This window comes from Brevundimonas aurantiaca, assembly GCF_014199955.1.
Lineage (GTDB): Bacteria > Pseudomonadota > Alphaproteobacteria > Caulobacterales > Caulobacteraceae > Brevundimonas > Brevundimonas aurantiaca.
The window spans coordinates 145,383-157,374 of sequence record NZ_JACHOQ010000004.1; the positions used below are offsets into that span (position 1 = coordinate 145,383).

The 11,992-nt window shown below is 66.5% G+C and carries 13 protein-coding genes; 6 read left to right on the plus strand and 7 right to left on the minus strand.

The genetic code is table 11. The features are described from left to right. Nucleotides 1–35: 35 nt before the first annotated feature. Nucleotides 36–662, minus strand: a complete 627-nt coding sequence (locus tag GGQ93_RS10690; protein ID WP_152949671.1) for a carbonic anhydrase — start codon at nt 660–662, stop codon at nt 36–38. 96 nt (nt 663–758) lie between these two features. Further along, complete coding sequence (locus GGQ93_RS10695) at nt 759–1,733, minus strand: sodium-dependent bicarbonate transport family permease (RefSeq protein ID WP_183216904.1); 975 nt, start codon at nt 1,731–1,733, stop codon at nt 759–761. Nucleotides 1,734–1,829: 96 nt separating this feature from the next. Between GGQ93_RS10695 and GGQ93_RS10700 the strand changes: the two genes are divergently transcribed. Then, nucleotides 1,830–2,684, plus strand: a complete 855-nt coding sequence (locus GGQ93_RS10700; protein WP_183216906.1) for a LysR substrate-binding domain-containing protein — start codon at nt 1,830–1,832, stop codon at nt 2,682–2,684. 7 nt (nt 2,685–2,691) lie between these two features. Here GGQ93_RS10700 and uvrC read toward each other — a convergent pair whose 3' ends face one another. The 4 genes from uvrC to GGQ93_RS10720 form a co-directional block, all read right to left on the minus strand. Next, on the minus strand, nt 2,692–4,563 hold the full coding sequence (gene uvrC / locus GGQ93_RS10705; RefSeq protein WP_183216908.1) for an excinuclease ABC subunit UvrC: 1,872 nt from the start codon (nt 4,561–4,563) through the stop codon (nt 2,692–2,694). A 199-nt stretch (nt 4,564–4,762) separates the two neighbouring features. Next, nucleotides 4,763–5,209, minus strand: coding sequence for a DMT family transporter (locus GGQ93_RS10710; protein ID WP_183216910.1), 447 nt, complete (start codon nt 5,207–5,209; stop codon nt 4,763–4,765). 31 nt (nt 5,210–5,240) lie between these two features. Then, nucleotides 5,241–6,104 carry an alpha/beta hydrolase gene (locus GGQ93_RS10715; RefSeq protein WP_183216912.1) on the minus strand — a complete coding sequence of 288 codons (864 nt, stop codon included), beginning with the start codon at nt 6,102–6,104 and terminating at the stop codon, nt 5,241–5,243. A 61-nt stretch (nt 6,105–6,165) separates the two neighbouring features. Next, complete coding sequence (locus GGQ93_RS10720) at nt 6,166–6,636, minus strand: NUDIX domain-containing protein (RefSeq protein ID WP_183216914.1); 471 nt, start codon at nt 6,634–6,636, stop codon at nt 6,166–6,168. A gap of 121 nt (nt 6,637–6,757) precedes the next feature. Between GGQ93_RS10720 and GGQ93_RS10725 the strand changes: the two genes are divergently transcribed. Next, nucleotides 6,758–7,471 (plus strand): phytanoyl-CoA dioxygenase family protein, encoded by a 714-nt coding sequence (locus GGQ93_RS10725; protein WP_221233666.1) that lies wholly within the window; start codon nt 6,758–6,760, stop codon nt 7,469–7,471. 46 nt (nt 7,472–7,517) lie between these two features. On the opposite strand, the gene GGQ93_RS10730 is transcribed toward GGQ93_RS10725, so the two are convergent. Further along, nucleotides 7,518–9,266: an ATP-binding protein gene (locus GGQ93_RS10730; RefSeq protein WP_183216915.1), complete on the minus strand. Its 1,749-nt coding sequence runs from the start codon at nt 9,264–9,266 to the stop codon at nt 7,518–7,520. A 381-nt stretch (nt 9,267–9,647) separates the two neighbouring features. Between GGQ93_RS10730 and GGQ93_RS10735 the strand changes: the two genes are divergently transcribed. Genes GGQ93_RS10735 through GGQ93_RS10750 form a run of 4 tightly spaced genes read left to right on the plus strand, consistent with a single transcriptional unit; the run spans nt 9,648 to nt 11,958 of the window. Then, entirely contained in the window at nt 9,648–10,421 is a 774-nt protein-coding gene (locus GGQ93_RS10735; protein ID WP_183216917.1) for an SDR family oxidoreductase, read from the plus strand. Between the two features lie 5 nt (nt 10,422–10,426). Continuing rightward, a complete protein-coding gene (gene folB / locus GGQ93_RS10740) occupies nt 10,427–10,825 on the plus strand; it encodes a dihydroneopterin aldolase (protein WP_183216919.1) in 399 nt (132 codons plus the stop codon). A 1-nt stretch (nt 10,826) separates the two neighbouring features. After that, nucleotides 10,827–11,564, plus strand: coding sequence for a hypothetical protein (locus GGQ93_RS10745; protein ID WP_260171201.1), 738 nt, complete (start codon nt 10,827–10,829; stop codon nt 11,562–11,564). A 10-nt stretch (nt 11,565–11,574) separates the two neighbouring features. Beyond that, a complete protein-coding gene (locus GGQ93_RS10750; protein WP_183216921.1) occupies nt 11,575–11,958 on the plus strand; it encodes a hypothetical protein in 384 nt (127 codons plus the stop codon). The last annotated feature ends 34 nt before the right edge of the window (nt 11,959–11,992 follow it).

The following is an 11,992-nucleotide window of genomic DNA, read 5'->3' on the forward strand; positions in this document are numbered from 1 at the left end:
CATAACAAGAATAGGCGAGCCGGGGAAGGCGGTCGTCACCCCAACGGCTCGAACCTCGCCTTGTCAGTCAGGGCGGTCAGGACGCCGTCGGCGATTCCGAAATGAAGCCCGCTGAGCTCCAGTTCGCCCTTGGCTTCACGCTCGGCGATCCAGGGAAAGGTGCGCAGGTTTCGGATCGACAGACGCACCACGGCCTCTTCGGCGGCGCGCTCCAGTTCGTTCGGCGCGACGGTTTCGGCGACGTGCTGAACCACCGGCGTCCCCTGGGCGATCCAGGGGGCCACGAAGTCGGCGACGACGTCGGGCGCGCCGTTGATCATGGCGTTGACCCCGCCGCAGTGGGCGTGGCCCATGACGACTATGCGTTTGACGCCCAGAACCTTGACCCCGAACTCCAGGGCCGCAGAAACCCCGTGCAGCTTGCCGTCCGGTTCATAGGGCGGAACCAGATTGGCGACGTTGCGGACGACGAACAGCTCGCCCGGCTTGGCGTCGAAGATCAGGGCCGGATCGGCGCGGCTGTCGGAACAGGCGACGATCAGGGTGTGCGGCTTCTGGCCCTTTTCAGCCAGGGTTTCGTACTCGGCGTGCGCCTCGGGCCAGTGTTCGGCGCGGAAGCGGCGATAACCTGACAGGAGAGGGTCTTTGGACGGATCGGACATGGGGCGGGTATAGGACCCAATCTCGGGGCGGGGGAGAGGTGAAAACGGGAAAATCGCCGTCGCCTCTCCGGTTCCCCAGCCCCACTCGCCTCGCGTCTAGGCCCACAGCCAGACTGCGGCCGCCGTATAGAGGGCGATGCCGATCACGAGGTTGAAGGGAAAGGTCACGGCCAGGGAGGTGGTGACGAAGACGCCGGGATCGGCCTTGGGCGCCGCGACCCGCATGGCGGCGGGCACGGCGATGTAGGAGGCCGAGCCCGCGAGGACGGCCAGCATGGCCGCGTCGCCGAGTCCGAGACCCGCCAGTCGTCCCAGGGCCAGGGCGACGCCTGCCGAGAGGACGGGGAAGCCGAGGGCGAAACCGATCACCGGCCAGGTCAGCTTGCGCCGATCCGCCATCAGGCTGCGCGCGGCGGTCAGACCCAGGTCCAGCAGGAAGAAGCACAGGGCGCCCTGGAACAGCGGATTGACGAACAGGTCCAGCTTCTTCAGCCCCGCCTCGCCTGAAATGAGGCCGACCAGGAAGCTGCCCAGCAGCATCACCGTCGCCGCCCCGACCAGAACTTCGCGCAGGACGACGCCCCGGCCGGTCGACGGCTCGCGGCCGGCGCCGTGCATCAGGACCAGGGCGGTCAGGATCGCCGGCGTCTCCATCAGGGCCAGCACCGCCGCCATATAGCCGCCGGGCGCCAGGCCCAGGGCGGTCAGATGCTGCTGACCGGCGGCGAAGGTCACCACCGACACCGATCCATAGGTCGCCGCCAGGGCGCACAGGGTCGGACGATCCAGTCGCGACGTCCACCGCAGCAGGATGAAGGCCAGGAGCGGCATCAGGGCGCTGAGCGTCAGGCCCAGAGCCCCGGCGGTGAGAAAGTCGCTCTGAAGCCCGGCCTCCCGCGCTTCCACGCCTCCCCGAAAGCCGATGCACAGCATCAGATAAAGGGAGATCGCCTTGGCGACCTGCTCCGGTATGGACAGGTCTGACCGGGCAAAAGCCGCAGCCGCGCCCACGAAAAAGAACAGGATGGCGGGCGAGGACAGCAGTCCGAGACTGGCGGTGATATCGGGCATGGGGACTCCAAAAACTCAGTGGCGGGCCCTTTGCCCGCACCGCCCCTGACGCGCCAGTTTATTGACTTGATGTGCGGCATAACGAACAGTTATGACATGACCAGTCTCGACATCGACCTGCTGCGGACCTTCGTGACGGTGGTCGAAACCCACAGCTTCACCCGGGCGGCCCAGCAACGCGGCCTGACCCAGCCGGCCGTCAGCTTGCAGATGCGCCGCCTGGAGCAGCAGCTCGGGGCGCCGCTTCTGGACCGGGGCGGCGCCACGGTGGGGTTGACCACCGAGGGGGCGGCCCTGCTGCCCCAGGCGCGGCGGCTGTTGAAGCTGAACGACGAAATCATCGCCACCCTGAGCGACGGCGAGCCCGAGGGCGAGGTGCGGTTCGGGGCGCCGGAAGACATCGCCACGGTTCATCTGCCGGGCATACTGGGCGCCTTCGCGCGCAGCCATCCGCGCATCCGGTTGTCGGTGACATGCGACTATACCGCCAATCTGCTGGATCAGCTGTCGCGCGGACTGCTGGACCTGGCCCTGGTCAAGCGCGAGGCCGGGGGCGCCGACCTGGGGCTGAAGGTGTGGAGCGAGCCGCTGGTCTGGGTGGCCCAGGACGCCTCGGTCGCCGAGGCCTCGCCGCTGCCCCTGATCATCGCGCCTGCGCCGGACATCTATCGCAAGCGCGCGCTACAGGCGCTGGAGGCGGCGGGAATCGGATTTCGGGCGTCCTTCACCTCGCCCAGTCTTGCCGGTCAGATGGCGGCGCTGCGGGCGGGGCTGGGCGTCGGGGTTCTGCCGGCCGCCATGGCGCCGCGCGATCTGGCGGTGGTGAAGATCCTGCCCGCCCTTGACGACAGCGAGATCGCCCTGGTGTCGGCGCGCGGCTCGGGCGGTCCCGCCAAGCTGCTGGCGCAGGAGGTGTTTCGAAGCCTGGAGCGTGCGCCGGATCGCGCCTAGCCCTGAATCACCGCGCCTGGGGATGGAAGAAGGCGTAGATGCGTTCGGCCAGGGCCTGGCTGACGCCGTCCACTTTGACCAGGTCGGCGACCGAGGCGCGGCCGACGCCCTTGGCGGAGCCGAAGGCGTGGAGCAGGGCCTTCTTGCGGCCCGGGCCGACCCCTTCGATCTCGTCCAGCGGATTCCTGCGGATGTCCATCGAGCGGCGCTTGGCGTGGGCGCCGTTGGCGAAACGGTGGGCCTCGTCGCGCAGCCGTTGGAGATAGTAGAGGGCCGGGGACTTCAGCGGCAGCATAAAGGGCGGCTTGCCGGGCATGAAAAACTTCTCCATCCCCGCGTCGCGATCCGGTCCCTTGGCGACCCCCACCACGGTGATGTCGTCCAGGCCCAGGTCGGCCAGGACGGCCAGAACCTCGGCCAGCTGGCCCGCGCCGCCGTCGATCAGCAGCAGGTCCGGGCGCACCACTTCCTCGCCCTCCTCTTCGTCCTTGATCAGACGGGCGAAGCGGCGGCGCATGACCTCGCGCATCATGCCGTAGTCGTCGCCGGGCGTCAGGTCCTCGCCCCGGATGTTGAACTTGCGGTACTGGGACTTCTGGAAGCCTTCCGGGCCGGCCACTATCATGCCGCCCACCGCATTGGTCCCCTGGATGTGGGCGTTGTCGTAGACTTCGATCCGCTCGGGCCGGGCCTCCAGGCCGAAGGCCTCGCACACCTCGTCGAGGATCTTGCCCTGGGCCGAGCTTTCGGCCAGACGGCGGCCCAGGGCCTCCCTGGCGTTGGTCAGGGCGTGGTCGACCAGGGCCAGCTTCTCGCCGCGCTGGGGTTTGGCGATCTCGACCTTGCGGTCCGCCTTCATCGAGAAGGCCTCTTCCAGCAGCTCCAGCTCGTGCGGGCGGACGTTGGACAGGATCAGGCGCGGGATCGGCTTGTCCTCATAGAACTGGCCCAGGAAGGCGGCCAGGATCTCCGGGTCGGTGTCGGTCTTGTCCACGCGGGGGAAATAGGCGCGGCCGCCCCAGTTCTGGCCCGCGCGATAGAAGAAGACCTGGACGCAGGCCTGGCCGCCGTCGGTGTGCAGGGCGAAGACGTCGCCCTCTGCCACGCTGTCGGCGCTGACGGAGTTCTCCATCGAGATGGCCGACAGGGCGCGGATGCGGTCGCGGACCCGGGCGGCCTGTTCGAAGTCCATGGCGTCGGACGCGGCCTGCATCTCCTGCGACAGGCGCCCGATGACGGCGCGGGACTTGCCGCGCAGGAAGGCCTCGGCCTCGTTCACCAGCTCGCCGTAGTCCTCCAGCGAGATCAGGCCGGTGCAGGGGGCCGAACAGCGCTTGATCTGGTGCAGCATGCAGGGCCGGGTGCGGGTCTCATAGACGCTGTCGGAGCATGAGCGCAGCAGGAAGGCCTTCTGCAGGGTGTTCAGGGTCCGGTTCACCGCCCAGGTCGAGGCGAAGGGGCCGAAATACTGGCCCGGCGTGGTGTGGGCGCCGCGATGCTTGCGGATCTGGGGCGCGCGGTGGTCGCTGCGGATCATCAGCTCGGCGAAGGACTTGTCGTCGCGCAGCACGACGTTGAAGCGCGGCTTCAGCTTCTTGATGAAGTTGGATTCCAGCAGCAGGGCTTCGGTCTCGGTGGCGGTGACCACCAGCTCCATCGACCGGGTCAGGGAGACCATCAGGCCGATCCGCTGGGTGTGGAACCGCCCTTGCGCGTACTGGACGATCCGCTTCTTCAGCGACTTGGCCTTGCCGACATACAGACAGGCGCCGTCCTCGCCGTACATGCGATAGACGCCCGGCTTGTCGGGCGCCCGACGCGCCTCGTCGGCGATCAGGGCGGCGGCCTTCAAGGTCGAATCGAGCGTCTCCTCGGTCATCGGAATGGATATAGGGGCTCGGAAGGAGGGGCGGAACAGACCTTCCCCCGCTTGCGGGGGAAGTGTCAGCTCGTCGAGCGTAGCGAGACGGCTGACGATGGGGGGAGTTTCACTTCAGGGAAGAAGACTTCCCTCTCCGTCGCTGGATCGCTGCGCGATCGACGCGCTGCCTCTCCCGCAAGCGGGAGAGGGTCTGGGTTTACGACCGGCGAACCAGAAGGACGCCGGCCAGAACCAGGCCCACCCCGGCGATCCGGCCCAGGTTCAGCGGCTGGCGCGGCACGCCCAGGGCGCCGAAATGATCCAGGATCAGGCTGAGCAGCAGTTGGCCCCCGACCATCAAGGTGATGGTCATGGCCACCCCCAGGCGCGGCACCCCCCAGGCGGCCGCCACCACGAAACAGGCGCCGTAGGCCCCGCCCAGCCAGGCGTACCAGGGCAGGGCGCGGGCGGCCGCCATGTCGGGCCGGGTCTGCATCAGGGCGGCGAGGATGCCCAGCACCGTCGTGCCCACGGCGAAGGAGATGAAGGCCGCATTGACCGGCGAGGCCACGGCGGTCGCCAGCTTGGCGTTGGTCGGCGCCTGAAGGGCGGTGGCGCCCCCGGCCAGAACGACGACGAGGATGGCGAGCAGCGACGGGTTCATGGCCCCTGGCTAGCACGTCGCCGGCCTTTTGTTAGCCCGAGATGAAGCGGGCGGCGCGTTCGCCCTCCGGATCGCCGGCGACGCCGAAGCCGCGATTGATCGTCATATGGCTGTCGTCGGGGGCGGGAACGACCTCGGCGCGGCCGCCGGCGCGGGTCAGGGCCTCGGCCAGGCCCCGGCTCTGGACGGCCGAATCCTGACGCCGGGCGACGTGGAAGATCAAGAAGGGCGGATAGGCGACGCCGGGGCGGACGCGCAGGGTGGGCGATAGGGCGGCGGCCTGGTCGCCGAAGGCCTGGTCATAGGTCTGGCCCAGCCACTGGTCGATGCGGCCGTCCCCGCGCGGCGCCGTGGCGTCATAGCCGGCGCCGTCCAGCAGGATCACCCCCGCCAGATCCGACGGCCTCAGCCCGAACGCGCCCAGATAGTCGGGGTCGATTCCGACCAGGGCGGCCAGATGGGCGCCGGCCGAATGGCCCATCAGATAGAGCGGCCGGCCGGGCAGGCGGCGTTTCAGGTCTGCCACGGCGGCGGCGACGTCCATGGCCGACTCGCGGGCGCTGACGGCGGGCGCCAGTCGATAGCCGGTCGAGGCCAGGGTCAGGCCGTGGCGGCGGGCATAGGCCGGCAGCTCATTGACCCGCGTCCGCTCGCCTCGCGACCAACCGCCGCCGTGGACGAACATCAGGACCGGTCCTGCGCCCCGGTCGGCATAGAGGTCATAGGCCTGAAGCGGATCGGGGCCGAAGGCGACGGTCTGGGACGGCGCCGGGGTCGCCGCGGGCGGCCCCGTTCGACGGCGCCGCCGATCTCCGCGCGATTGGGCCAGAGCGGCATTGGGCAAGAGGGCGCCGAGGGCCAGCCCCATCAGGGCCAGGCGACGGGAGACGGGCATAGAAGGATCCTTTCCGAACAGGCTTGGCCGTTCTGAAACGGATCAGCGGATCATTTCCGTCTCACCAGAGGTCGGAAACCGGGGCGCCGTCGAAGATTTCGGCCAGCCGCGCGCGACAGCCCCGATTGACGTCGGCGGGCAGGGCGGCGGGAGAGAACCAGCCGACCTCGGCGATCTCGCCGCGGCTGGTCGGTTCGCCCGGATCGAAGGCGTCGATGATGAAGACGGCGACGTGATCGCCGGGAAAGAACCGCTCATTGGAATGGATCGACACCAGGCGCGGCGCCGACCGCGCGATCAGCCCGGCCTCCTCACGCAGTTCGCGCACCACGGCGGCCTGCGTCGTCTCGCCCCGATCCACCCCGCCCCCCGGCAGCCACCAGCCCTTCAGATAGGTGTGCCGCACCAGCAGCACCCGCCCCCCGGCGTCCGTCGCCACGGCCCGCACGCCCAGGGTCTTGCCGCGCGTGAGGCGCGACCAGGCGAAGAAGAGGGGACGGGTGAAGGGTTCGACGTGGATGCGCCAGGTCATGGGGATGTCGGTCGTTCGGGGCGGTGGGGGGAGCGATGTTGGCTTACTTTAAAAAGGAAGCAGGGCTGCATTGCGCCAGTTCCGGACACCCGGACCAGGCCTGGAAGCCGACTTTCGTTGAGTGCGTGATCTGTTGGGGGTAAACAGCAGCATGCCTGCCCCGATTGCCCAGCTTGAACTCGGACGAGACGGCGCTGAGCTAGCGCCAAAGGCGCTCGACAGCTCCGCACTCGCTACTTTGGAACAGGTGCTCGCCGGCCAGCCGCGAGACGTTGCTGGCGTCAGGCTATTCGATGTTGACGGGCTGGTGAGTTTCCTCGCCGCCAACGGTCCGATCGGATCCATTGCTGCACGAAATCTGGGTGGGATGGCGCGGCCGGTGCGGGCGATCCTCTTCGACAAGACAGCGTCCGCGAACTGGTCATTGGCTTGGCACCAAGACCGCGTGATTGCAGTGCGTGAACGAAAAGAAGTTGAAGGCTTCGGGCCTTGGACGCGCAAGCATGGCGCCCTGCACGTCGCGCCGCCATTTGAGCTGCTGGCCAGCATGCTCACGCTGCGCGCCCACCTCGACCCTGTACCTCAGTCCAACGCTCCGTTGCTTATCGCGCCGGGGTCGCACCGCTTTGGAAGAATCCCCGAGTCTGATGTTCCAGAGGTGGTTGCAAGGTGCGGCGTCGCCATCTGTCTTGCTGACGTGGGAGACATCTGGACCTATGCCACGCCAATCCTGCATGCGTCCGACAGAGCGTCTGCTGCGACGCACCGCCGAGTTCTACAAGTGGACTATGCCCTCGGCGACCTTCCCGGCGGACTGCAGTGGCTTGGCGTCTGACTGGCGCCAGGAGCGGACGTTTACGCTAAGTTGTTCGCCGCTTAAATCATGCGGCAGCGAGAGATCGCATAATCCATTGCATCTCATTGCGAGCACCCGCCAGTATGCCCGCATACGACTGGATGGTGATGTGGCTTGGCAGGCTATGAGGGTCAATTGTGTTTACCCGAGACTTTCCAATCATGAGCACATCAAATCGCGATAGCGGCAGTCGAGGCATAAGATAGTCTCTGTACTTTTCTGCTTGCGTGATGTGGTCTCGATTTATGGCCAATGATGGCCGCTTCAATTCAATAAGAAGGTATCGACCATCGTGCGCCTCCGTCAGCAACAAATCTGGCCTCTCTGATGCAAATTGCCGATCATCGCAGAGCTTTTGAACGAGAGTGCTAAGAGTTACATTCGAGGCTAATAGCGCATAGGTCCTACCTAGGACCCAAAGATTGGTTTCTAAGGCCTTGTGAACCTGCTGCTCAGTCGTGCTTGGGTCATCGATCAGCTTGTCGAGGTAGTCCAAAAAGGTGCCTCGACGCGCAGCTTGCGCAGCAATCGCGGCCAGCTCAACAAGGCCGAACTGGTTCAGAGACTGAGATAGAGCGTGCACATCAACGTCGCTAGCGGCCCGGATGCTCTCCAGCACAGCCCAATATGCATCGTGTTCCATCGCGTCCAATGCGACTTCTACGATCACCTCGACGCGTTCTGTGCTTTCTTCATAATAGCGAAGCAGCAGCTGCTCCAGCGCCTTGCGAGCGAACTCGCGTCGATGTTCGGGAAGCTCAGCTAGGCGTCGGTTGATCTGCAACTGCAGCCGCGCCTTCTGCATGTTCATCATCGACGCGTGAGCGCCTCTAAGCCCGGCCTTAACCTTCTCGGCTACGAATGCCGTAACAGCTTCCGTGACTTTGCTGTTTTCGAGCAAAGCGCCCCAGTCTGCCGTAACCTGGTCTTCCACGCCGTCGATGTTGATTTCGCCATAGACGCGCTTCAATAGTTTGTTTGGGACCTCTTCGTCCTCGTCTAGCCCAAAGAACTGTGGTCGGCCAACGGATTTCCCGTTCACCTTAACAATTATACCCGGTGCGCGAGGAGCTTTCCCTTCTGCAATCGTGAAGCTAAGTGCTACGGGTCCGCTGCAATCAAGATCGGTCTCAGTGGACGTGCTGACGCCCCTAATGTCGTCGATGGACAGCTGAACTCCATTCACGAAAACTGTGAAGTTGTCCTCGCGGCCGTATTCAAATATCAAGACCTCGCGCAAGCGGTCTGGCGTTGGGAAATTGAGAGAAGTCTTGAGCTGACGCAAGTACACGGTCGTACCTGATGGGGCGTCTGGCGCGTCCTGCTCTTCAAAGCGCAGCGGTACGGCCTCTAGGTCTAGCTCTAGGCTAACCAATTCTTCGCGACTCACCGTCAAGCTTGCGCGCTTGCCTCGCGCGACTGTCTCAATAGTCATCTCGTTGGCAAGGGTGAGGCCTGCGAACTTACCAATTCCCTTGCGTCCTTTGACCTTGCGCCCAAGCGCGCGGGTGCGTTCGCCTGTTCTGGTGCGCTTGTCGCTCGCGATTTTCAGGTACTCGCCACGCAGTTCGCCAGCGGTCATGCCCGTGCCGTCATCCTGCACAACAACAGGTTCAGAACTTAGGGGCGCTGGTAGTGTGATGCGTACGTATCGCGCGTCAGCATCCCAAGCGTTGTCAACCAGCTCCTTGAGAGCGACTTCGCTCGATCTATAGGTCTCGCCAAGCAGGGCAGTCAGTCGTGGATCGACGAGGAAATGGGCGGTTTGGCTCATGTGAGGCGGTCAGAGAGCTGCTGCAAGTTTGACACGAGGAGCCCAGTTTGCGCGAGCCGTCAACGATCACGGTTCTGACTAGCTTGATCACTGGCCGATGGGGCTGTTACGTGCGGGGGACCGCCGCTTAACCGCCCCTATTCACCACAGGTTTCCTGCGCTCGAGCGTCCCCTCGGCTCTGCCAACCTCCCGGAACCGGTCTCGTCTGACTTCCGCAACGAGTCAACTTGCGCTCCAAACTCTCCCCCATCCGCGCTTGAACCGCGCCCCGCCTGCCTCTAAGCCTTGGGGAAACAGGAGGATCACCATGCTGGCTCTCGGCATCATCTTCGGCTTCATCGCCGTCGTGGCCCTTATGAACCTGGTCGAGTTCGGTCGGGTTGACTGAAGTCCCGGCGGCTTCGGGCGCTTCTGCGGCGCGGGGCGTCGCCCTGGTCACGGGCGGGGCGCGGCGGATCGGGCGGGCCATCTGTCTGACCCTGGCCAGGGCCGGGTTCGATGTGGCGATCCATCATCACGCCTCGGGCGAGGCGGCGCGGGACTTGGCCGAGGCGATCGGCGGCCTGGGGCGGCGCGCCTGTCTGTTGCAGGCCGATCTGACGGACGAGGCGCGGGTGCGCGCCCTGGTCCCGGCGGCGGCCGAGGCCCTGGGGCCGGTCACGGCGCTGGTCAACAACGCCTCGGTGTTCGAGGACGACCGGATCGGCGGCCTGACGCGCGACAGCTGGGACAAGCATCTGGAGACCAATCTGCGGGCGCCGATCGTTCTGGCCGAGGCCTTCGCCGCCCAGACGGTGGAGGGGGCGATCGTCAATCTGCTGGACCAGAAGGTGCTGAAGCCCGATCCGCGCTTCTTCTCCTACAGCCTGTCGCGAAATGGGCTGTGGTGGGCGACCCAGACCCTGGCCCAGGCCCTGGCGCCGGGCATTCGGGTCAACGGCGTGGGGCCGGGGCCGACCCTGCCGTCGATCCATCAGACGCCCGAAGAATTCGCCGCCGAGGCGCGCGCCACCCTGTTGCAGACGCCCGGCAGCCCGGAAGCGGTGGCCGAGGCCGTGCTGTGGCTCATTGACGCGCGAATGGTGACGGGCCAGATGATCGCCGTCGATGGGGGCCAGCATCTGGCCTGGCGCACCCCGGACATCCAGGAGTAGGTCGCGTGGTTCAGTCGTCGTCGGTGTCGCCGTTTCCGGCGGACGAACCGCTGCGCTGCGAGCGGCTGAGCGTCTTCGTGCGCGGGCTGGAGGTTCAGGCGGGGATCGGGGTCTATGACCACGAACAGGGGCGGCTTCAGACCCTGGTCATCGACGTGACCCTGGAGCTGGAGCCCCGGCCCATCGAGCGGCTGGGCGACACCATCAACTATGAGACCGTCGCCGAGACCGCGCGCGCCATCGCCGCCGAGGGCCATGTGGGACTGGTCGAGACCTTCGCCGACCGGCTGGCGCGGGCCTGTCTGGACGACCGGCGGGTGATGCGGGCCACGGTGCGGATCGAAAAGCCCGGCGCCCTTTCGGCCGTGATCGCGCCGGGATGCGAGATCGTTCTGGCGCGATAGGTTGCGTCCGCCCGCCTGGGCGGCCATTGTCCTTAACAGTCCAGCCGTCTCGGCGGCGCGAGAGAAGCGTATCCTGTCCATGGCCGAACCCGGCGATCCGCAAGGCTCAGAGTCCGCACAGCCCCAGGCCGCGTCCGACGATCAGGATCACGACGCCCTGGTCGGCTTCGTCTCGGCGGCTTCGCTGGCGGGGCGGCACCGAGAGCCGGAGGCGACGCCGGCTGCGCCGACCAGGGCCGAAACCGTGACGCCGGCCCCTGAGCGCGAAGCCGATCTGTTCGATCCGCCCGAGCCCCAGCCCCAGCCCGTTACGGCGCCCGCCCCCGCCCAGCCGGGGCCCTTCGAACGGTCGGCCCGGCCCGGCCCGGTGGACGCCCTGCGCGACAGTCTGGGCCGCCGAAAGGAACAGCCGGCCGCGCCGATGAGCCTTTACGCCGTCTATGTGCTGATCCTTCTGGCCGTGCCGACCCTGGGGGTTTCGGCGCTTCTGGCCCTGGTGGCCGTGACCGGGCGCGAAGGCCCGCAGGAGCGTCTGGCCGCCGGCCACTTCCTGTATCAGCGGCGCACCCTGTGGATCGCCGCCGTCGCGGTGGTGCTGGGCGGCCTGCTGGTGATCGTCAATATCGGGGTCTTCGTCCTGTTCCTGTCGGCCCTGTGGATCTTGGCGCGCGGCGTCTTCGGCGTGATGCGTCTGAAGGCCGGGCGGCCGATCGACAATCCGCGCAGCTGGCTGTTCTGAAAGGACGACCATGACGACCGAACCCAATTTCACCCCCGGCCAGGAGCCGGAAGGCAAGGTCGGCGCCCTGATCGCCTGGGCCCTGTTCATCCTGTCCATCCCCAGCGCCAATGTGCTGGTCCTGGTCGGGCTGGTGGTGGCCTATGTGACGCGCAGCACGGCCGCGGGCGTGGCCCGGCAACATATCGACGCCCAGATCCGCCTCTTCTGGTCGGTCTTCTGGTGGACCATCGCCGCCTGGGTCGGCATCTTCGTCAGCGCCCTGGCCTCGGTGGTGCTGATCGGCATTCCCTTCCTGCTGCTGTTCCTGCTGATCTGGTTCCTGCTCAGTGTCTGGTTCACGGTGAAGAGCGTGCTGGGCCTGATCAATCTGTTGCAGGACAAGCCGATCTGAGGCGTCGGCGCCGATGGAACGTCCCTTCTCCCAG

What these genes read in the sequence shown, in the direction of transcription:
- GGQ93_RS10695 (WP_183216904.1), bottom strand. Translation starts at nt 1,733, where the DNA reads ATGCCCGATATCACCGCCAGTCTCGGACTGCTGTCCTCGCCCGCCATC.
- GGQ93_RS10690 (WP_152949671.1), bottom strand. Translation starts at nt 662, where the DNA reads ATGTCCGATCCGTCCAAAGACCCTCTCCTGTCAGGTTATCGCCGCTTC.
- GGQ93_RS10700 (WP_183216906.1), top strand. Translation starts at nt 1,830, where the DNA reads ATGACCAGTCTCGACATCGACCTGCTGCGGACCTTCGTGACGGTGGTC.
- GGQ93_RS10750 (WP_183216921.1), top strand. Translation starts at nt 11,575, where the DNA reads ATGACGACCGAACCCAATTTCACCCCCGGCCAGGAGCCGGAAGGCAAG.
- GGQ93_RS10720 (WP_183216914.1), bottom strand. Translation starts at nt 6,636, where the DNA reads ATGACCTGGCGCATCCACGTCGAACCCTTCACCCGTCCCCTCTTCTTC.
- GGQ93_RS10730 (WP_183216915.1), bottom strand. Translation starts at nt 9,266, where the DNA reads ATGAGCCAAACCGCCCATTTCCTCGTCGATCCACGACTGACTGCCCTG.
- GGQ93_RS10715 (WP_183216912.1), bottom strand. Translation starts at nt 6,104, where the DNA reads ATGCCCGTCTCCCGTCGCCTGGCCCTGATGGGGCTGGCCCTCGGCGCC.
- GGQ93_RS10710 (WP_183216910.1), bottom strand. Translation starts at nt 5,209, where the DNA reads ATGAACCCGTCGCTGCTCGCCATCCTCGTCGTCGTTCTGGCCGGGGGC.
- uvrC (WP_183216908.1), bottom strand. Translation starts at nt 4,563, where the DNA reads ATGACCGAGGAGACGCTCGATTCGACCTTGAAGGCCGCCGCCCTGATC.